This is a genomic window from Novosphingobium sp. PhB165, assembly GCF_004341845.1.
Lineage (GTDB): Bacteria > Pseudomonadota > Alphaproteobacteria > Sphingomonadales > Sphingomonadaceae > Novosphingobium.
This window is the reverse complement of record NZ_SLVB01000016.1, coordinates 1-19,769: the sequence shown is the minus strand read 5'-3', so window position 1 is coordinate 19,769 and position 19,769 is coordinate 1. Positions and strand designations below refer to the sequence as shown.

Below are 19,769 nucleotides of genomic sequence, written 5' to 3'. Positions count from 1 at the left end.
CGTTTTAAATGAAATGAGGGACCACTGTGCCGATCGGGTGGCGGGCGTGCCTGTTCGCGCAGCGCTACGCCAATATTTGCGGCAGGCGTGTGCCCGGCCTGCTTCCTCAGTAGCGATGTGCGGCTTGCTTCATGTCGTTGATGTCGCAATTCTGGATGGACCCGCGGCCCCCTCGATACACTTGTCGCCGTTCCGGGCGGAGGCGCTTGCCAGGCTCGTCTGAGCGGGATTTCTCGGTTTCAAGAAGGCCACAATGAACGACCACCGCATTCAATCCGGTCCGACGCATTTCGACATCGATGCACGCGCAAGTTTCGGGAAATCCCCGCATCACCCCGCTGGACCCGCACGAGTTTACCGATGAGGCACGGCAGCTGATCGCGGAGACTTTCTCCAACGTCGAAGCCATCGACATGTCGGACATTCCGTCCATCTTCGGCATCATGTTCAAACATCCCGGGCTGTACCGGGCTCAGTTGCAATTGGGCAACGAACTTGGCCGAGGCGGCTGCATCCCTGCGCGCGAACGAGAACTGGCGGTGCTGCGGGTCGCGTGGCTGTCGCGAACGCCCTACGAATGGGGGCAGCACCTCGTATATGGCAAACAGGCCGGACTTTCGGACGTGGAAGTCGAACGCGTTACCCAAGGCTCGGATGCTGAGGGCTGGGATGACTTCGATCGGGCAATTGTGCGCGCGGTGGAAGAGCTGATGGGTGACTATGCCATTGCCGACGCCACGTGGGAGGTGCTGGCCAGTCGCTGGAGCGAACCGCAACTCATGGAATTACCGGGCCTTGTCGGCCAATACGTCATGGCTGCGATGGTATTCAACACAATGCGCTTCGACCTGCTGGAGGGAAACACCGGATTGCGCAGGCGCTGAGAGCGGGGGGCCACAGGCTTGATCGATTTCCCAATCATCCCATCGCGGTGGCGCTGAAAAAGCGGGGCCGGTGGCCTGAAGGCGCAGGTGCATACATTGTCGCCTTCGCGGACAAGCACCGGCAGCTTTTGCATCCGGCGAAAAAATGCACTCACCCCGAGGAGAGAACAGATGAAAATGATCCCCGCACCGCTTAACGGGAAAGTCGCCGTCGTCACCGGCGCTGGCTCGGGCATGGGGCGGTCAATCGCTGAGCGCTTCGCTCGCGACGGCGCCAAAGTGGCGGTATGGGATATCAATGGCGATGCCGCAGCCGAAACCGCAAAGGGCATCACCGATGCTGGCGATGCCGCCATCGCCCTCGCCGTCGATTGCGCCGATGAGGCCGCGATCAAGGCGGCAGCGGATGAGACCCGAACCGCGCTCGGCCCGATCGACATTCTTGTCAACAATGCCGGGATCGGCCCACATGTCCGGTATTTCGATCAGGACGTCGCCATGTGGGAGGAGATGCTGCGCATCAACCTGACAGGACCGCACCTGTGCATCCGCGAGATGCTGCCCGCGATGCTGGATGCCGGGTGGGGCCGGGTCATCAACATCACATCCTCCTCGACTCAGAGCGGCTCGCCTAGCCAGGCTCACTATGTCGCCAGTAAAGGCGGCTTGCTCGGACTGACCAAGGCGCTGGCCCTCGAATTCGGCAAGAGCGGCGTCACCTTCAATATGGTCCCCCCAGGGTCCATCGACACGCCAATGCTGCGCCGTGCGACAACGCTCGATATGGAAGCATTTGGAAAGACGATACCGGTCGGCCGTCTGGGGGTTGGCGAGGACATCGCTGCCGCTTGTGCCTACCTCGCTTCGCCCGACGCTGGTTACATCACCGGCCAGACCATCAGCGTCAATGGCGGCAGATACATGGGGTCTGCCTGATTGTGCAGACTAGCCGGCAGGATACCGGGTGGATCCTGACCGCGGTCAAGCGCAGCGTGGGATGCTGAACGAACTCTCCCTGTCACTTCCGATCAATGAGTTATCAGCAGGCCGAGCGCGGCTCCGCTGTTCGTTCGGCGATCTTGTGCTGGGTAATGAGCGGATTTTCCTGCCGGCCCATCGTCCAGTTCTTCCCAAGCCGGACGGTCGCATTCGGCGCGCACCAAATCTCACCCGAACTGTCGAGCGCGGTGACCCATATCAGGTTGTGTTCCTGGCCATAGTCGATGATCCCGATCGCGTAGCCGTCGCCCTTGCCGACGACATGCAAAGGAACAGTGGGGTTGAGCTGCGTAAACATGCGGCGAAACTCTCCGGGAATGACCGGGCCGGCGCGGCTGGCACGTCGGCCCGTCGTGGCTTATTCGCTCTTGTCGGTGCCCGGCTTCGAGGTCTTCGGCGCCTTGCCGTCCTCGACCCGGCCTTCGTTGCGAAGATCGCGACCTTCCTGGGCCTTCTTTTGCGCCTCGGGCGACTTGCCATGCTCGTTCATCTCTTCCTTGATGTAGCCGGCAGCTTCCTTGGCCTTGCCTTCGATGCTCATGGTTCTCTCCAAAGTACACATCCGACGCTCTTGCGTGGTGAATACTAATTGCGCGAGAAGCGATTTGGCTCCTGTGAACAAAAGTTACCGTTTCTTCGCGGACTTTTCACGGCCTGTGAAGTATTTATTGGAATCTCGGGAACCAATCGGAATTGTGCCAGAGTTGGGCGAGTGCAGAGTGCAGAGTGCAGCGTGCAGCGTGCAGCGTGCAGCGTGCAGCGTGCAGCGTGCAGTGGGTAACGGCTAATGGCCAACGGGAAATGGCCAAGCGCGTGCGGGATGTGTGGTCGTGCGGCGCGTCCGGCGGAAAGGTCGGGATCTACAGGCTCGTCACTGAGGCCGAGCCGATGTGCAGCGATCGGTGGGGCGGATGGGTTTCAGCCTCTTGGACGGCCGTATTAGCGGGCAGAATGGGCAGGGCGCCCCGCGCCTGAGGCGCGAACGCGCTCTATGCTGCGCGCGGACGGGCTGAACGCCCGCCTGGTCCGCACGCACGGCACCGAGCCCCGTCGGGTCTCGTCCTTGCGGCCACGATCGCTGGCGCGGCGAGGGCGCGCCTTCGGCGCCCCCTGAAGCAGGCGCGCGCGGGGAGCCGCGCGCGGCGTTGTCCGTGAGCCTGGCCCCGAGCGAATGCGCGGGTGGGCTTGCCGCCCGTCTGGGCCCGCCGGCATCGCCTGCAAGCCGCGCCGAGGCGCGGCTCCTCCACTTAACGTTCCGGCCGCAAGCGGTGCAGGCGCTGCCTGGCGCGGGCCCTGTCGGTCGTCCGGGCCGCCCACCCCCGCCTTCGCCGGGGGAGGCCATGGTGGTTTTGGGCGGGTCTTGGAGATGAGACATGCGCAGCAATCGCAAGGCTCCGTCATGCGCGGGGCCCGAAACTGGAGATATCGGCAGCCACACGCCGTCTAATGGGCAGGGCGAGACTTCGCGCGGGCGCGGTTCCGCAAGCGACAGGGCTTCGCTCTATGACGAGGTGACGAGCCGGGTTATCGCCCAGCTTGAGGACGGATGCGTTCCTTGGGTGCAGCCGTGGGGCATCCCGGCGGCAGGCGGCGGAGCCGGAGAGGGTGGGAGCGTTCCGGCTGCCGGTCTTCCCCGCAATGCCCTGACGCGGCGTCCCTATAGCGGGATCAATGTCCTGATCCTGTGGGAAGCGGTGATTGCGGGCGGCTGGCCTTCGCAAGGTTGGCTGACGTTCAGGCAGGCGCAGGAGGCGGGCGGCAATGTGCGCAAAGGCGAGCATGGCACGCAGGTTGTCTATGCCGACCGCTTCACGCCCGAGGCCGAGAAAGAGCGCGCACGCGAGAGCGGCGGGGAGGCGAGGTCCATTGCCTTCCTCAAACGCTTTACCGTTTTCAACGTGGCGCAGTGCGAGGGGCTGCGGGGGGATTTGCTCCCCGAACAGGTTGCCTTGCCTACGCGCGAAATCGTGCCGGTGGCCGAGGCGGTGATCGCCGCAAGCGGTGTCGATTTTCGTATCGGCGGCGACAAGGCGTTCTATGCGCCGGGCGCGGACTTCGTGGCTGTGCCGCCGCAGCAGGCTTTCCGCGATCAGGTGAACTTCTACAGGACGGCTCTGCACGAGCTGACCCACGCGACCGGCCACGCATCGCGACTCGGCAGAAATCTGACGAATGCGTTCGGTTCCAAGGACTACGCCCGCGAGGAATTAGTGGCCGAAGTGGGCTCGGCTTTCCTTTGCGCCGCGCTCGGCATCGTGCCCACCGTGCGCCATGCCGATTATATCGGAGCATGGCTCGAAGTGCTGCGCGAGGACAACCGCGCGATCTTCCGGGCAGCAAGCATGGCGAGCAAAGCCGCCGAATGGCTGCTCGCTCGCCATGAGGGGGCCAATCTCGAGAAGAGCCCCGAACGGGATGCAGAGGCGGGCCCCTCCGCTTCCCCTGATGTCAGCCTATCTGACGGAAATCTTGCAGGAAAGTGGCGCGGTGGTGCGGGCGGGCCGGATGCGGCGAATGGTGGTGGCGCTGAGGTCGGCGTAGGTGCGGCGCTACCGGATTCGCAAACTGCGCCCTGCGCCGCCTTGCCGGGAAACGGGAGGGCAACGGCATGACCCTCCTGACCCGCTCCATTCGCGCGATGCTCAGTGCCAATTTCGAGCAATGCATGGAAAATCCCAAGTTCGATCCGCTGCCGCTGGTCCGCCTGTTCAATCCCATGGGCCGTGCGGTCTGGCTGGTTTCCGAACTCTACGCCGACGACGACACCCTGTTCGGGCTGGCGGACCTCGGCTTCGGATGCCCGGAACTCGGCATTTCCTCGCTCCGCGAGATCGAGGCGATTCGCTTGCCGATGGGCCTCACCATCGAGCGCGATATCGCTTTCAGCACGCGGCACCGGCTTTCGGTCTGGACCGAGGCCGCCCGCCTCGCCGGATCGATCCCCGATGCTGCACTGCTTCTGGACCGTCTGACCCGCGAGGACCCGGCGGCCATCAGGCTTTCGCCCCGCTGAGGGGCGGATGACGCCGGGCAGCCGGGGCAATCGGTTCCGGATGGCCCAGACCTAAGCCGGTCCACCTTATCCCATCACGAACTCGGTGGACCGGCACTCTCAATCAGGAGTGCTACCCATGAAACTCGAATTCATCGCGCTGGGCAACCTTGCCGTCAGCAAATCGAATATGCGTTACGCCCGCAAGGCCCCCGACGTGTCCGATATCCTGCCGACCGTTCGGGCGCGCGGGGTGATCCAGCCGATCCTCGTGCGGCCCAATTGCCAAGGGGATGGCGAGCCGGGCCATTTCGAGATCGTTGCCGGATGCCGCCGCTTTCATGCCGCGCAAATCGTCGCGGCCGAACGGCAGGCGGCCCGCGCCGAGGCGGGCGAGCCGGACCCCGACACTGCCATGCTGCCCTGCGCGGTTCTGGACGATACCGACGATGCCAGCGCAGTCGAGGCGTCGCTCATCGAGAACGTGGCCCGGCTCGATCCCGACGAAGTCTCGCGCTGGGCCTGTTTCACCCGGCTGGTGAAGGAAGGGCGCACTATAGAGGATATCGCGCAGACATTCGGTCTGCCCGACCTAGCCGTGAAGCGCATCCTCGCGCTGGGCAACCTGCTTCCGCGCATCCGCGAGATGTACCGCGCCGAGGAAATCGATGCGGCCACAATCAGGCACCTGACCCTGGCATCGAAGTCGCAGCAGAAGGCATGGCTTGCGCTTGCCGACGATCCCGCCAGCTATGCGCCGCGCGGCTATCAGCTGAAATCGTGGCTGTTCGGCGGGCAGTCGGTGCCGGTGGGACACGCGCTTTTCGATGCCGAGGCGAGCGGGCTTGCGACAGTCGCGGACCTGTTCGGGGAGGATGCTTATTTTGCGGAGACGGACGCCTTCTGGGATTTGCAGAATGCAGCCATCGAGGTGAAGCGGGCATCCTTCCTCGAGGCGGGCTGGGCCGATGCCGTCGTGCTCGGGCCCGAAACCCATTTCCATTCGTGGGAACACGAGAAAACCGCCAAGCGCAAAGGCGGACGGGTCTATCTCGACGTGCGCGCCAATGGCGAAGTCGTCATCCACGAGGGCTATCTCTCCCGCAAGGAAGCAGCGCGCATGGCCAAGGCAGGCGGGGCGGACGGGGGAGCTTCGGGCACGGGCACTGGCACTGGCACTGGCATGGGCAAGGCCGACCGACCCGAGCTGACTTCCGTCACGCAGACCTATATCGATCTCCATCGCCACGCTGCCGTGCGCGCCGCAATGCTTGAGCGTCCGGGCATTGCCCTGCGGCTGATGATTGCCCACGCCATCGCCGGTTCGCCGCTCTGGCGGATCGTTCCCGAATCGCAGACCGCGAAGAACGACGCGGTGAAGGCGAGCGTGGACGAATGCCCGGCCGAGGCCGTGTTCGACGAGCGGCGGCGCGCGGTCCTGGCGCTGCTGGACCTTCCCGATGACGACCCGACAGTGATTGGCGGCAGCGGCTACAGCGTGCGCGGTTCGCACCGTGACCTGTGCCGTCTGTTCGCGCGCCTGATCGAACTTCCCGATACGGCGGTGATGGAAGTACTTACGTTGGTCATGGGCGAGGCGCTTGAGGCGGGAAGCGCAGCGGTCGAGGCGCTCGGCACCGAGATCGGCATGTCGATGTCCGATTGGTGGGAGGCGGACGAGGCCTTGCTCGAGACGCTTCGCGACCGCGAAGTGCTGCTCGCGATGGTTGGAGAAGTGGCGGGTTCGCTGGTGGCGTCCGCCAATGCGGGCGAAAAGGCGAAGACCCTGCGGGGTATCATCCGCGATCATCTTGCAGGAGCAGGCGGGCGCCCCAAGCGCGAAGGCTGGATCCCGCGCTGGATGACCTTCCCGCCCGCCGCCTATACGACGCGCGGCGGCGTGGGCACGGTCGAGGCCCATGCGCGCGTGGCCGCATCCATGACCGGCGAGGGTGGGCATGACGAATGCGCGGACGGGCCCGATCCGGACACTGCATTGCCTGCAATTGGACCTGTAATTGGACCTGTTGGGGCTGTCATCGACCCTGTCATTGGGCCTGAAACCGAGCCCGAAACTGGCCCTGACGCCGGAAGCGAACCGGACACCGGTTTTGGCAGCGGCTTCGGTGAAGGTACCGAGCCTGATGCGATGCCATCGGCTGGCTGATGGCAATGACCGGAGGCGGAGCGATCCGCCTCCGGTCGCTTCGTGCGAGTGGCGGCAAATTTGTGGGCCGCGCGCCCGCGCCCAAGGGGCGGCGGGCGAGCGGCCATGATCGGCGGTTCATTGCCGGGCGCGCGAATCGGTTGCCGCAGCACGCCACGTCGTCGCAGGCGTTAAGGAGCGCCGGGCGTCAGGGCCGTCGGACGTCCTATAGAACCGGCAGCCGCCCCAGCAGCGGATGACCGGACGGCCGCGCGCGAGAAGGTCGGCGGACATCGTTTCTTCACCTGCCCTCGATACCGTTTTGAAGATGGAGAAATTTACGCGGCGGCCCCGCGCCTTGAGGGCGCGGAGCCGCCGCTACCCCCTAATGTTCATTGCCCCGATCCCTGCCGGGTGGCACGGGCCGAATTCGGGGACGAATATCGAGTTCAGGACAGAGTACGGGGCACGGACATGACAGCACTTCAGGATATCGAAAAGCTGGTCGCCCGGCTCTCACCCGAGCCGGTTTGCGATGATTGCATCGCCCAGACTCTCGGCCTCTCACCGCTGGAACACACCGATCAATCCGCGCGCGAGCTTGCAGGAACAAACGGGTTCGAGCGGCGCAAGGACGTGTGCAGCCTTTGCGGCGATACCCGCCTCGTCACGCTTCAGCGCTGAGGGGCCGGCGCGCGGATTCGCGGCAGGACCCGCAGTGATATTGGCACCGCTTGGCAGGTCGCGGGCCGCGGGCGGATGTGCGCGCACCACCGACAGCGACTGGTCAATAAGGGCCAAGGGACCGCAACCTGCGGAAAATCCCGATGCCGCTATCCGGGATCGGGACTATATTCGTTGCTGCCTCCGACTTCGGAAATGCCGGAGTGCACTGGTAGGGGATCGCTCTTCTCCGCAGGAGCGATCCCCCCAGACCATTCCGCTTGAACAACACCGGTTTGCACTAGCAGGCCGCGCAGTTTGTGCGCGGGGAAGCTGATGCTGCGTCAGTGGCGCGGCGCTGCGCTCGCACCATCGGCGGCGGCTTTCACAGAGACCGCCCAAGCGCACAGATACTCGCCGCGCACGTGATACTTCTTCTCGGCTTTCAGATGCACCATCGCCGCATGCCTCAGCGACTGGGCGAGCTCCTTCGCCGTGCAGAGGCCTTTTTCCTCGAGAAGGCCGCCGATCGCGGCAAGCGCGCTGCCGAAGGCGAATACAGCATCCTCATCCATCGATGCTTCTCCCTGAAATGGCGCAGTGGGAGCCGAGTCGCGGTCATGTCTCCCCCTGTTCCAACGCCCGTGAACCGACGCGGATGCATCTCGGTTCGTCGGAGTATGACCTTGGCGGGTGCAGAATTCGGGGCGTGAATGGGGCCATTCCGCACGCGCGGCGGTTTGGTTGTGGAGATCGGGCGCGCTCTCTGACCACTTCGCCGCGCGGCGTTGCCCTTCAGGAAATAACCCTGCTATGCACATTCTTGCGGCCGGCGCCCTCGAAATACCCGGGCCGTTCCCTCCTACTCAGGACCATCCCTCCCCCGGGATGGTCCTTCTTTCAGGTACGGATCGAGATGGGTCGATGGCCGGAGATCGGGCGTCGATGATCGGGCGTCGATGGGCCGGGCTCGACCGGTCCATAACCCTGTGGAAATGCCTGTCCACAAGCTGTTGCCAGCATGTGCCTTACCTGTGGTGTTCCTGAGCAAAACCCGCGCGGCGGCGCTCGGAAATTCGGGGCAATTGGGCTTTGGCGCTAACGGGTGCCGGCCGCGTGGTGGCGGCCGATCATGCGCGCGCCGCGCGCATCGAGAACCCGGCCCCGGGCGAGCGGTGGATCGTGCAAAGCCGGCGGGCCTCATCCCAGAGTTCCGCGCTCCTGCGCGATGCTTTTTCATGAGCGATGACAAGCGCGCCGACGACATCGGCCGCCTGGAATTCGAGTTGCTCCTCGTGATCCTCGGACAAGGCGGCTTCGTCTCCAGCCTTGAGGAACCTCAAAGTGTAGATGTTCATGCGTCTCTCCCGCGGACTGCTCACCATTTCGCGGCCCGTGTTGCAATTGCGCGGAGGGAGTACCTCCCTTGCCGGGGGTGCGAGATATGGACGCAGTTGGGCCGGTTTCAGGACAGTGGCGAGCAAACCTGGCTGCCCCGTTTGTCGCCCGCGAGACACGCGAATTGCGGGCCAGTTGGGCACCTTCAGGACGCGCGGAATTGCCGGCTGCGGGCCCCGCGGTGAGCGCTGCCGCGAGGCACCCGTTCGCGGCGTGGGAGGGCCACCGTCGGCATCGATCCTTGCCCGCTCAGCGGCCACCCGCGTAGTTGGTTCGGCACATTGTCGGCTCGCAAGGAGGGCGTCACCACACGGTTTGGATCGAAACCATGGGAAGCCCCGTCCTTGCCGCCACGAAGCGCATGCGCGGCTGATCGCCGGCATTTGGTGCTCCGGACATGGAGCGCCGAAACCCGTTTCCGGATCCGAAAGGCACTGACCTGGAAGCGGTCGCAGCCGCATGAAACCATCGCGCGCCGGCTTATTTCCCCGCCCGCCGGAAGCGGGCTCCTCGCGGCCGCTTCGCTGCAAATAAGCCGCCTCGCTCCGGTCCTTCGCTCATGCTCCGGCCCCAAGGGTTCATGCGTCCTTGCGAGCGCTCCCCCCCCGGTCTGCCATCGTCCGGAAAATCGGTTCCCGGGCGACCCATTGAGGAGACGAGAAATGCCAGCAATCGGATATGTCACGCGCGATGGCCGCGGCTTCAAGGGCCAGCTTCGCACCCTCTCGATCCGCACCGAAATCGAGATCACGCCCAACCCTCGCAAGACCAGCGATGCGCAGCCCGACTACCGGGTTTCCTCGGGCGGCGTGGAGGTCGGTGCAGGGTGGCTGCGCCGCAGCGAAAGCTCGGGTAACGACTACGTATCGCTGAGCCTCGCTGCCCCCGAATTCGGGCCCCGCCGGCTCTACGCCAACCTCGGCCGCGCCGCCGGTCAGGACGACGAGGACGCCTTCGCCATCATCTGGAATCCGGCCGACTGACCCGTCCGGACCGCCCCGCACCGAGCCCATAACCGGCGCGATGCGGGGCCTCGCCGGGCCGCGAAATCACGGGCACGCCGCGAGCGGGGTAGGGGGGCGAAAACGCGCCTGTCGATTTTCGCCCCTGCCGCAGGCCGTCTCGAATGGTCATGCCTCGTGCCCGGAAGGTCCAACCCAGACCTGCCGGAAGGGAGCACGAAACATGACAGACAATGCTGCAGGGGGCCTCGCCTCCGAGGGGCGAACGGGCGCCGATGGCTGCACCCAGCAGCGGGCGAAATCCGCCCGCGAAACACATCCGTTTCTCACCTCCAAGCAGGCTGCGTTTCATCTTGGGCTGGCAGTCGTCACACTCAAGGGGATGCGCCGGAATGGCACCGGTCCGAGGTGCCGCAAGCACGGGCGCGACTGGCGCTATCACATCGACGATCTCGAAGCCTGGTCGCTCTCCAACGCGGCAGGAGGCGATCATGGGTAACGCCCGGAACCTCCCGCTTTTCGAATGGGGCGAAGCTTTGCGCGCGGCGCGGGCGCGTAGCCGGATGCTGCGCCGCCGCGCTGTCCTTATCGGCGCCGGGATTGCAGCATTGGGGCTGACGCTGGCATTCCCACCGGTGCCCCGCCTGGTGTGGAACCACAGCGCCAGCGCGCAGATCGGGCTCTACCTTGTCTCGCCCGGCGCGCGCGCCATGCCGGGCGATATGGTGGTCGCCTGGCCGCCCGAAGCGGCGCGAACCCTCGCGGCGCGCCGCCATTACCTGCCCTCGGGCGTGCCGCTGGTGAAGCGCGTTGCGGGCGCGGCCGGTGACACGATCTGCGGCCATGGCGACGTCGTGACGATCGATGGAAAACCCATCGCCCGGCGACTTGCCGCCGATCGATCCGGCCGGCCGCTACCACGCTGGGAAGGATGCGTGCGCCTGCGGGAAGGGAGCTATTTCCTGCTGATGACGCTGCGGCCGGACAGCTTCGACGGGCGCTATTTCGGGGTCACGCAAGAGCGCGATATCCTCGGCAAGGCGCGTCCGCTGTGGCTGCCGTGACGGCGGTATCGCAAGGCAAGCGGAGCGGCGCACTTTGGCGCCGCTTCCGCATTCGCTTCCGTTTCGGCATTGTCGTCGCGGCATACGTTATGCAGGCCGCCGTGCCGACGATCGGCCTTTGCACTGCGGCCCCTGCGCAGGCCGGCGAGAGCGATGAGGTCGGCCTTTGGCACGCCGAAATCGCCGAGGCATCTGAGCGGTTCGGAGTGCCGGCGGTGTGGATCGAGCGCGTCATGCGTGCGGAAAGCCGGGGGCACACTTCGATTGGAGGTAGGCCCATCGTGTCACCCGCAGGCGCGATGGGGCTCATGCAGCTGATGCCGGCGACATGGGAAGAACTCCGCGCGAAGCTCGGCCTCGGAACCGATCCGCACATGCCGCGCGACAACATCCTGGCGGGCACGGCGTACCTCAGGGAGATGTTCGACCGCTTTGGCTATCCGGGGCTTTTTGCCGCCTACAATGCCGGGCCGGCGCGCTACGCCGCCTCGATCGGCGAGGGGCGACCGCTGCCTCCCGAGACCCGAGCCTATCTCGCCTCGGTCGCGGGATACGGGGCGCCTGCGGGCACTGCATTCGCAGGCGGCGTGCCTGCGTCCTCACATGCTCCGCACGCGGGCACAGGAGGTCCATCGATCTTCATTGGCCTCACTTCTGCGCCGTTGCCGCAGGAAGCCAGTGACCAAAACTCCCCCGATAGCAGCCAGGCTCCCGCTCGGATCGACCCGATATTTGCCATTCGCGCAGCACGCTGACACCGGCAATTCCGGAGCTGTCTGAAAAGCGTATGGATGCGCTGGATCTCGGTCTTGCGCGAGGACGAGAGGTGGTTTGCCCTCCTCGGATCTGCCGAGCGTGACGGTCTCTGCGGCGGCTGTAAAGGCCGGCGGCCCCTCCAATTTTGCCGCAGCAATAGAGCGCGCGTTCCGCGCGCGAGTTTGTTTGTTTTCCTGGGGCAAAATCGGTTCCTCCGCCGCCGCTTCGCGGCGCACCGGCAAGCCGGCGCGGCCCTGACAGCCACCGCGCCGACCGTCGGGCGACTGGGGTCCTCGAAGAACGGGGACGCTCAAGCGAAGGAGGCTGACATGGTTGCGCAGGTGAACATTGGAATTGCGGCTGAACGGGTCATCGCGAAGCTGGTGGCGGGGCTGGAAATCGAGTTCGGGAGCGGTGCAGCACGGGCTCTGGCAGCGCGGTTTCTGGATGCGGAAGAATGCGATTTTGTGTGGGACGCACGTGTCTGCGAGCGTTGGCTGGGCACTTTGGAGTGTGGTTCGCAGAGCGAAGATGATGACGCTGTGGAGCTGGACCGGGTGGCGGTCATCGGATGCCTGGATGGCTCATGGTACGCGGCCGTCAGCATTGTCGATGGCGAGGGCAGGGCGCGGGGATTGATGGCGCGGCGCAGCTGCGCGAGCCAAGGCGAAGCGCGCGAAGCATACGCAGCCTTGCGATGAGGCGCGAGGGGACGTTGCGGCCGGGAAGTGGGTGCCGGATGGTACCTGCGTCCCGGCCTTTTTTGTGCTCGGCGGGCAGCGAACAGGCGGGCATCGGCAGTGGGGCGAGGGGGGTGTTTGAAGCGGCGAGGGGCGGCCGGGAGGGGAAGGTCGTGCATGGCAAGATAAAGCGAAGCAGCGCTTCTTGGGCCCTTGGGCGCCAAGGCATTGTCTGCACATCGTTTTTAAGAGAGTTGGATTATCTCGCACCGGACGGGCCAGGGAGACAATTCCAGTGCCAGCATACCTGTGACCCGCACAAAACCTCGACTTTCCCGCGAGATACTTGAGGGGAGGACAAGGGGCTCGCCATATTCAGTCCATGCCACACGATGACGATCGCTTCGAGCCTCGCCTCAGTCGCTCCCGCCGCGAGAGCGGCGGCATTGGCAGTGGAAAGAACGCAAGCCGAGGGCTTCGCGGCAAGGTGCTCGAACAGGTCGCCCGGCGCGGTGGAAATCCGCACGGGGCCGGGGCGTCGTTTGCTCCCGTAAAAGCGAAGCAGTCCGGTCGTTTCAATGCGCGTGGTCGCGGCGCCAAAATTGCGGCGAGTTTGCCGCGCGGTTCCGGCTGGTCTTTCGATCATGCCAGCGGAATTCGTGTGCGGTCCCGCCGGGTGACGGTGAAGGCGAGAGTGGTGAAGCTCGCGGGCAAGGTGGCGGCAGTACAGAAGCACATCGGCTACCTGGAGCGGGACGGCGTCACCCGCGACGGTGAGCCGGCCCGGTTCTATTCGACATTTGCCGACGAGGTCGATGGCCAGGCTTTCGCCGAGCGCGGGCAGGAGGATCGCCACCACTTCCGCTTCATCGTCTCACCCGAGGACGGGCCCGAGTTCGAGAACCTCAAGACCTTCACTCGCGATCTCATGGCGAAGATGGAACAGGACCTGGAGACGACGCTCGACTGGGTGGCGGTCGATCATTTCGATACCGGCCATCCGCACACCCATATCCTGGTGCGCGGCAAGACCGAGGACGGCAAGAACCTCAACATCGCCGGCGACTACATCGCCCACGGCATTCGTGCCCGCGCTTCCGAAATCATGACCCGTGATCTCGGGCCGCAAAGCGAGATGGAAGTGCGCCAGCAATTGAGCCTGGAAGTCGACGCCGAGCGACTGACCCGGCTCGATCGGACGATCATTGCGCAGGCCAGGGACAACCTCGTGGATATCACGCAAGTCGAAGGTCCAAAGGCAGGCGATGCCTCCTACCAGCAACTGCTCGTCGGGCGCGCCCGCGTATTGGAGCGGATGGAGCTTGCCGAGAAGGCCGGGCCACTGACCTGGAAGCTCGATCCCGACATCGAACAGACCCTCGGGAACATGGGGCGGCGCGGCGACATCATCCGCACCCTGCACCGCGACCTGACCGCTTCGAAATGGCGCGAGCTTCCAAGCCTCAAACTGACGCCCGAAATCGAGCCGCAGCCAATGGTCATTCACGGCGTACCGGATCATCGTAAAGGTGAGCCCGAGCAGAGCCATGCCCCGATCGTCGGCAAGGTGATGAAACGCGGTGCTGCGGATGAGGATCACGAGCGGCGCTATCTGATCGTCGATGGGGTCGATGGGCGCAGCCACTATGTCGATATCGGCAGTAACGCGGAGGCGACCCCTATTGGTTCTCTTGTCAGGCTCGAACCCAAGCAGGCCAGCATTCGTGTCTCAGACACCAACGTGGTGGAGGTCGCGGCGGCCAATGGGGGGCAGTACACGATCGATCTTCACCTCAGGCATGATCCCAATGCCATGCAGACATACGCTGAAGCACATGTACGGCGGCTTGAAGCGATCCGCCGAGCAACCGGCCAGCTCGACCGCGAACCGAGCGGCGTCTGGAACATCAGACCCGATCATCTCGAAACTGTGATGGCTTACGAGCGCGGGCGACAACGGGCCGAGCCGTTTCGGATCGAGGTTTTGTCGGTCAAACCCGTCGAGCAACTGATCGGGACGCATGCCGAGTCCTGGCTTGACCGCGAGCTGGTGGCGGAAGGCAAGACCGAAATTGCGAGCGGTGGCTATGGCAATGACGTGAAGAAGGCGCTTGATCTGCGCCGCCAGTGGCTGCTCGAACAGCAATTGGCGGCGGCTGAAGGAACGGACGTCATCTACAGCCGCAACCTGCTGCGCGTTCTGCGCGAGCGCGAGGTTAGGGCGGTCGGGGGCCAAATGGCGAAGGACCTCGGGATCCCGTTTGTCGAGGCGCAGGCCGGCAAACGGATCGAGGGCGTTTACCGGCGCAGCGTCAATCTGGTCTCCGGGAAGTTTGGTGTCGTCGAGCGCAGCCGCGACTTCACCCTGGTCCCCTGGCGTGCCGAACTGGAGAAGCAGGTCGGCAAGAATGTCTCCGGCCTTATGCGCGAGACGGGGGCGGTTAATTGGACGATCGGACGCCAACGAGGCGGGCCAGGGATTACCTGATCGACGCCGGCGTTGGGTGCGGACAATTTCCAAAAACGTTTACGCCCGTTCAAAGGTGGTCAGACCGCCTCGTGAAACGTTTGCCCGGTTCGGCAATATCCTCAAATATCCAATAAAGGCGAATTAGCGCCCTTTTCGTGCGGTGCTGACGCGGCGAAAATCGCAAGGCACAGCCGTTCATTCGGTCTCCCGAAAGCGCGGCCTTATCGTCCCGTCAGCGAGAACCTCGATGAAAACATACAAGACCCGCCATCAGCTATTCCTTCCCGAGGAAATGAGCCGCCGGCTGGCGCAACTCGCCGGCACATCAGGCAAGGCGCGTTCCGAAATCCTCGTTGAGGCTCTTGATGCCTGGTTAAATCGGCGCGAGGCACCGAAGGGTGACGAAGCCATCCGCGCGCGGTTGGCGCGGATCGAGCGGCAGCTCGACTGGCTGCGCCGGAATGAGGGTCTGGTTTGGGAAATCACCGCGCGCATGGTGCGCCATCAGCTGATCGTGGGGGCGCAGATGTCGATCTCGAAGGAGTCGGAGGCCAAGGGGGCAATGCTCTTTGCCACACTCATCGATGAGGTAGCGGATCGGTTGGCTGGTAACGCGGCGGAGGAAAGCGCGGATCCGGCGATCCGTAAGCTGAGGTCGTTTCAGTGAGCGCCCCGGACGAAAACGCCGGGATGCCGCGCTATCCGGAACCGCTGGCTGTACGCATTCCCGAGGCATGTCGCATGATAGGTGTTGGGAGGTCAAAGCTCTATGAACTGATCGCTGACGGGACCATCCAGATCGTCAAGATCGGCAGTATCACTGTCATTCCGGTGGGCCAGCTTCGTGCTCTGGTTGAGATAAAATGAGACTCCGTGTTCCGAATTCCGTGCGATGGTCGAGAATGGGGGGGGGCGGGCAGCCCTGGCACTGGTTGCTTACGTGCACAATCGCTGACTGTGACGGGGACGGGGACAAAAATGCAGCATCGATGAAATGCTGAGCATCTGGCGCGAACAGCCAAACTCTCGCACGGCGCGTGAGCCTCAACACGGTATGAGGCGGTACGGATTTAATCATGTATAAGAAAGATATGCGACCCTTTGACCTATCCTTAGCTGACGTTAATTGGCGCCGTAATCCGCTAAGCCCTTCGCTTGGCAGCAATTGAGGGTTCGTTTGGAAAGGTTGATATCACCGCCTTTGGTTGACTTGCCGAAGCTGCGGCAGCCGTTGACGGCTGGCGAGAGCATGGTGCTGGAAATGTTCGATCAAACGCTCGATCCCGAGTGGGAAATATACGTCCAGCCCCATCTTAACGGCCTGCGGCCGGATTTCGTCCTTTTGCATCCAAGGGTTGGAATTGCGGTCTTCGAGGTAAAGGATTGGAATCTCGATGCGATGGACTATTTCGTTCGTGAAGAAACGAGACGTCCAGAGTTATGGGCTAGGCGGGATGGCAAACAGTTCTCCCGGCAATCCGAAAATCCCTTTCCAAAGATCGAATATTACAGAGAAGCCATATACAACCTTTACTGTCCCAGACTCACCAAAGACAAAGGCTTCGGCGCCATTACGGCGGGGGTCATATTCCCATTCGCCAGCATTAATCGCCTACGGTCGCTCTTCGCCCCATTTCTGCAACACGGTGAGCTGGAAGCTGCGGCAAAATATACCCCCTTGAGCGGCGTAGAGGAGGTCGCAAATGGGATGATCGCTCAGGTTTTCCCGGAATCTGCGCGTAAATCGTCGATGCTCATGCGTCCTGAACTCGCTGACGATCTTCGCGGTTGGCTCACGGAGCCAGATTTTTCAGCGACACAACGTCGCCCCCTCGAAATGAACGCTAGCCAGAAGCAGCTCGCTGGCTCGAGGACCGAGACTGGATTTAGGCGAATAAAGGGGCCGGCGGGATCAGGTAAATCACTGGTGTTGGCTGCGCGTGCCGCACGAATTGCCGATGAAGGCAAGACAGTCCTCGTGGCGACTTTTAACATCACGCTATGGCATTACCTGCGAGACTTGGTCGTTCGCGAGCTGAAATCTGGGTCCAGTTATCGGAATATTGTTTTCGTTAACTTTCACAGTTGGTGCAGGGACGTTTGCGAGACCGTGGGGTGGTCCGAACCCTACGACGAACTCTGGAAATCTGGTGATCCTGTCTCAGTAATGGAGACAGCCCTCCCGGAACTGGTAGGGCAAGCGGCCACTGAATCAGCGGCCCCGAGCTATGACGCCATACTTGTCGATGAGGGACAAGATTACCGTCCCCTTTGGTGGAGCACATTGCGCACGTTTCTGAAGCCTGGCGGCGAGATGCTCATGGCGGCAGACGCGACACAGGACATTTACGGGACCGCTGGAGCTTGGACTGACGATGTTATGACGGGCGCTGGCTTCAGAGGTGCGTGGGCCAATCTGGATGTTAGCTATCGGTTGCCCGCGTCCGCGGTGCCGCTAATTCGAGACTTCGCTGAGCGCTTCCTTCCAGATACGGAGATCGACCTACCGCTTCCCCAGCAAGCCTCGTTCGAACTCGCTCCCTGTAGATTACGATGGGTACAGTGCGCGACTGAAAAGTCGATCACGACCTGCGTCGAAGAACTGCTGCGCATGATGCATTTCACCGGCCAGGGCAGCTTCGCCAATGCGGATATTACCTTCCTTGCATCCGACACAGCAAGCGGTAGCGAAGTGGTTGATGAACTAGAAGCGCGCGGCATCAGAAGCGTGTCGACCTTTGCGCAAGACACGCAGGAACGGAGGCGCCAGAAGGTTGGCTTCTACATGGGTGATGCGCGCATAAAAGCGACGACACTTCACAGCTTTAAGGGCTGGGAGTCACCGTTGCTGGTCATACAGGCTGGAGTTTCGACCGATTCTGGAAGCCGAGCACTCATATATACTGGCCTTACGCGGCTCAAAAATACAATCGCGGGCAGTCGGCTTACGATCGTAAGCTCGTCACCAGAGTTTCTCGATTTCGGGAAAACGTGGCCCAATTTCCATGACGTTTCAGCCGAAGGCAAGACCGGTTTCGGGGTGAGCGGACGCTGACGCGGCGGTTGCAGAATCGCTTGAACTGGTGCGAGCTGCCGGAATAGCGGATGAGGTGGATGGCTCCCGCTCACGGCATCAAAGTGCCAAGATGGGTTTGCTGTCATGCAACCCGAGCAGAGGAACCACCCGCCATGAAGATTAGCACGATCGGCCGGTATCGGCGCGACCGGTGAGGTCGTAATTCGCAAGGCGTTGCGGCGATCGCAAATGCTGTCGTTCTTCGAGAAACTGCCGCCGTGCCTGGTAGGCGCTGAGGCCTGCGGGACGTCGCATCACTGGGCGCGCGAACTCACCAAGCTGGGCCATGAGGTCAGGTTGATGCCGGCGGCTTACGTGAAGCCGTATGTGAAGCGCGGCAAGAACGATGCCGCCGATGCAGAAGCGATCTGCGAAGCGGTCACACGTCAGACGATGCGGTTTGTGCCGATCAAGTCGCGCGAACAGCAGGCGGCGCTGTCACTGCACCGCGTGCGCAACCTTCTGATCAAGCAGCGCACACAACTGGTCAACATGATGCGCAGCGTACTCGCCGAACTGGGGGTCGCTATCCCGGTCGGAATCAGGAAGGCGCTGCAGATCGCGCGCGAGATCGTCGACGGGGAATCCAAGCTCGACTTGCCCGCCGAAGCAGCGAACGTCATCGCCATGCTGGCAGGGCAACTGCTCCAGCTTCACGCCCAGTTGCGCAAGCTCGACCTGCGGCTTGCCGCCTTGCAGCGGAGTGACGACAGGTCCCGGCGCTTGGCGACGATCCCTGGTATCGGACCGATCGGCGCAACCGCGCTCGCCGCGTCTGTGACCGACCCAAGTCAGTTCTCTTCGGGGCGCCAGTTTGCCGCCTGGCTGGGGTTGACCCCGCGGCAGAGTTCGAGTGGCGGCAAGGAGCGCTTGGGGCGCATTACTAAGATGGGTGACAAATATCTGCTGCAGCTCCTGGTTATCGGCGCAACCGCGCTGGTCCGATACGCCAAGCAAAAGCTTGACACGGTCGATCCTCGCTTTGTCGCGCTGCTCGCCAGAAAGCCAGCGAGGGTCGTCTCGGTCTCCATCGCTAACAAGACGGCGCGGATCGCATGGGCGCTCATGGCGCGCGGCGGCGTCTTCGAACGCGGGCATGCGCCTATGCTGGCGATAGCATAGATCATAGAGCTTGGCTGAGGAGATCAGCTTCACGAGGTTGTGAGAGCGAAGGATGTGATGGCGAAACCGGTCGAACCGGGAACAAGGACAACCCAAGGTCCGTCCTAGGCGTAATAGCCTGCAAAGCCGATAGGACCTTGTTCGCGGACAACATCAGGGCCAGCAGTCTGCACCGACTGCATCAACAGGCCGGACAGACGACTGCACCCGACCAGACGCCAGATCATCACTTTATGTTTGCAACGCGGGAGCCATCCACAGACGATGGTGCGCAACACCGCATCGCGCAGGTCCGCGCGGTAGTTGAGTTCGTCGGTGTCCGCGGTCTCGAACAGCAGCCCGTCGAGGCGCACAGTCTGCATCAGCAGACCGTCGCGCGTCTCGAGCGTTACGTCATCGACATGCCGGGCATAGGGCAGGTGATCGCCTGCCCCTTTCTCCCGTGCGATGGTCTTCGGGTCGCTTGTCAGGGACGGTAGGAATTGCATTGCCACAGGGCATGGTTCTTCACGCGGGGACAGCGGCTGACGCGCACGATCCAAAGGTCAAGGAAGCGC

Annotated in this window: 19 protein-coding genes and 2 pseudogenes; 16 read left to right on the top strand and 5 right to left on the bottom strand. The window is 63.3% G+C overall.

Annotation, left to right across the window (positions count from 1 at the left end):
- Positions 1-299 precede the first annotated feature (299 nt).
- Together EDF56_RS24800 and EDF56_RS24795 are read left to right on the top strand one after the other, a co-directional pair.
- Complete coding sequence (locus EDF56_RS24800; protein WP_132392693.1) at positions 300-884, top strand: carboxymuconolactone decarboxylase family protein; 585 nt, start codon at positions 300-302, stop codon at positions 882-884.
- 171 nt (positions 885-1,055) lie between these two features.
- On the top strand, positions 1,056-1,820 hold the full coding sequence (locus EDF56_RS24795) for an SDR family NAD(P)-dependent oxidoreductase (protein ID WP_243652805.1): 765 nt from the start codon (positions 1,056-1,058) through the stop codon (positions 1,818-1,820).
- 103 nt (positions 1,821-1,923) lie between these two features.
- Here the strand turns inward: EDF56_RS24795 and EDF56_RS24790 are convergent, their stop codons facing one another.
- Positions 1,924-2,181: a hypothetical protein gene (locus EDF56_RS24790; protein ID WP_132392691.1), complete on the bottom strand. Its 258-nt coding sequence runs from the start codon at positions 2,179-2,181 to the stop codon at positions 1,924-1,926.
- Between the two features lie 60 nt (positions 2,182-2,241).
- Positions 2,242-2,424 carry a hypothetical protein gene (locus tag EDF56_RS24785; RefSeq protein WP_132392689.1) on the bottom strand — a complete coding sequence of 61 codons (183 nt, stop codon included), beginning with the start codon at positions 2,422-2,424 and terminating at the stop codon, positions 2,242-2,244.
- 883 nt (positions 2,425-3,307) lie between these two features.
- On the opposite strand from EDF56_RS24785, the pseudogene EDF56_RS24780 reads away from it, so the two are divergent.
- From EDF56_RS24780 to EDF56_RS24765, 4 genes and pseudogenes are all read left to right on the top strand, one after another.
- A pseudogene (locus EDF56_RS24780) lies at positions 3,308-4,264 on the top strand (zincin-like metallopeptidase domain-containing protein); the annotation flags it as partial.
- Positions 4,265-4,491: 227 nt separating this feature from the next.
- Positions 4,492-4,896 carry a DUF2958 domain-containing protein gene (locus EDF56_RS24775; protein ID WP_132392685.1) on the top strand — a complete coding sequence of 135 codons (405 nt, stop codon included), beginning with the start codon at positions 4,492-4,494 and terminating at the stop codon, positions 4,894-4,896.
- Positions 4,897-5,014: 118 nt separating this feature from the next.
- Positions 5,015-7,042 carry a ParB N-terminal domain-containing protein gene (locus EDF56_RS24770; RefSeq protein WP_132392683.1) on the top strand — a complete coding sequence of 676 codons (2,028 nt, stop codon included), beginning with the start codon at positions 5,015-5,017 and terminating at the stop codon, positions 7,040-7,042.
- A gap of 453 nt (positions 7,043-7,495) precedes the next feature.
- Positions 7,496-7,705 (top strand): hypothetical protein, encoded by a 210-nt coding sequence (locus EDF56_RS24765; RefSeq protein ID WP_132392681.1) that lies wholly within the window; start codon positions 7,496-7,498, stop codon positions 7,703-7,705.
- A gap of 323 nt (positions 7,706-8,028) precedes the next feature.
- Here the strand turns inward: EDF56_RS24765 and EDF56_RS24760 are convergent, their stop codons facing one another.
- Positions 8,029-8,259, bottom strand: a complete 231-nt coding sequence (locus tag EDF56_RS24760) for a hypothetical protein (protein WP_132392679.1) — start codon at positions 8,257-8,259, stop codon at positions 8,029-8,031.
- A gap of 555 nt (positions 8,260-8,814) precedes the next feature.
- The gene (locus tag EDF56_RS24755) at positions 8,815-9,042 is read right to left on the bottom strand and encodes a hypothetical protein (protein WP_243652846.1); all 228 of its coding nucleotides are present in this window, start codon (positions 9,040-9,042) and stop codon (positions 8,815-8,817) included.
- Between the two features lie 702 nt (positions 9,043-9,744).
- On the opposite strand from EDF56_RS24755, the gene EDF56_RS24750 reads away from it, so the two are divergent.
- The 10 genes from EDF56_RS24750 (at position 9,745) to EDF56_RS24705 (ending at position 19,212) form a co-directional block, all read left to right on the top strand.
- Positions 9,745-10,065, top strand: coding sequence for a DUF736 domain-containing protein (locus EDF56_RS24750; RefSeq protein WP_132392677.1), 321 nt, complete (start codon positions 9,745-9,747; stop codon positions 10,063-10,065).
- A gap of 202 nt (positions 10,066-10,267) precedes the next feature.
- A complete protein-coding gene (locus EDF56_RS24745; RefSeq protein ID WP_132392675.1) occupies positions 10,268-10,543 on the top strand; it encodes a helix-turn-helix domain-containing protein in 276 nt (91 codons plus the stop codon).
- A complete protein-coding gene (locus EDF56_RS24740; RefSeq protein WP_132392673.1) occupies positions 10,536-11,108 on the top strand; it encodes a S26 family signal peptidase in 573 nt (190 codons plus the stop codon). Before EDF56_RS24745 ends, EDF56_RS24740 begins: the two co-directional genes overlap by 8 nt.
- Positions 11,096-11,863, top strand: coding sequence for a lytic transglycosylase domain-containing protein (locus EDF56_RS24735; protein WP_243652845.1), 768 nt, complete (start codon positions 11,096-11,098; stop codon positions 11,861-11,863). The genes EDF56_RS24740 and EDF56_RS24735 overlap by 13 nt, the downstream gene beginning before the upstream one ends.
- A gap of 330 nt (positions 11,864-12,193) precedes the next feature.
- Positions 12,194-12,565 (top strand): hypothetical protein, encoded by a 372-nt coding sequence (locus EDF56_RS24730; protein WP_132392669.1) that lies wholly within the window; start codon positions 12,194-12,196, stop codon positions 12,563-12,565.
- Positions 12,566-12,926: 361 nt separating this feature from the next.
- Positions 12,927-15,032 carry a relaxase/mobilization nuclease RlxS gene (rlxS, locus tag EDF56_RS24725; RefSeq protein WP_132392667.1) on the top strand — a complete coding sequence of 702 codons (2,106 nt, stop codon included), beginning with the start codon at positions 12,927-12,929 and terminating at the stop codon, positions 15,030-15,032.
- A 229-nt stretch (positions 15,033-15,261) separates the two neighbouring features.
- On the top strand, positions 15,262-15,681 hold the full coding sequence (locus EDF56_RS24720) for a hypothetical protein (RefSeq protein WP_132392665.1): 420 nt from the start codon (positions 15,262-15,264) through the stop codon (positions 15,679-15,681).
- 23 nt (positions 15,682-15,704) lie between these two features.
- Entirely contained in the window at positions 15,705-15,881 is a 177-nt protein-coding gene (locus EDF56_RS24715; protein ID WP_132392773.1) for a helix-turn-helix domain-containing protein, read from the top strand.
- A 334-nt stretch (positions 15,882-16,215) separates the two neighbouring features.
- Complete coding sequence (locus tag EDF56_RS24710) at positions 16,216-18,069, top strand: NERD domain-containing protein/DEAD/DEAH box helicase (RefSeq protein ID WP_243652844.1); 1,854 nt, start codon at positions 16,216-16,218, stop codon at positions 18,067-18,069.
- A gap of 159 nt (positions 18,070-18,228) precedes the next feature.
- Positions 18,229-19,212: an IS110 family transposase gene (locus tag EDF56_RS24705; protein WP_132392661.1), complete on the top strand. Its 984-nt coding sequence runs from the start codon at positions 18,229-18,231 to the stop codon at positions 19,210-19,212.
- A 263-nt stretch (positions 19,213-19,475) separates the two neighbouring features.
- Here EDF56_RS24705 and EDF56_RS24700 read toward each other — a convergent pair.
- A pseudogene (locus EDF56_RS24700) lies at positions 19,476-19,700 on the bottom strand (hypothetical protein); the annotation flags it as partial.
- Positions 19,701-19,769: the final 69 nt, after the last annotated feature.